This is a genomic window from Caulobacter sp. 05L422, from assembly GCF_056397765.1.
In genome coordinates, this window is sequence record NZ_JBFTOB010000058.1 from 1 (window position 1) to 410 (window position 410).

1 protein-coding gene is annotated in these 410 nt (G+C 73.4%); it reads left to right on the forward strand.

The genetic code is table 11. The features are described 5' to 3' along the window. Positions 1 to 410, forward strand: a 410-nt coding sequence (locus AC1DMQ_RS25800) for a condensation domain-containing protein (RefSeq protein WP_477036378.1), incomplete at both ends; no start/stop codon positions are given.

Consider the following 410-nt stretch of genomic DNA (forward strand, 5'->3'; position numbering starts at 1 on the left):
GCACCAAGGAGATGGCGCTGGGAGCCTATGCGCGCCAGGACCTGCCGTTCGAGAAGCTGGTGGAGGCGCTGGCCCCCGAGCGGGACATGTCGCGCAACCCGGTGTTCCAGGCGATGTTCGTGCTGCAGAACCTGGGGCTGGCCGCGCCGGGCGGCGACCAGGCTGGCCATGACCAGGCCGGCGAGACCGAAGGCCTGCGGGTGTCGGCGCTGGAGCGCGGCCAGGCSGRGGAGGSCTCGGCCAAGWTCGACCTGACCCTGGWGGYGGGCGAGGACGCCGAGGGGYTGGACTGCACCCTGGAATACGCCGCCGACCTGTTTGACCGCGCGACCATGGAGCGGCTGGCCGACCATTGGCGGCGGGCGCTGGAGGGGCTGGCGGCCGATCCGGAGGCGCGGCTGTCGCGGCTG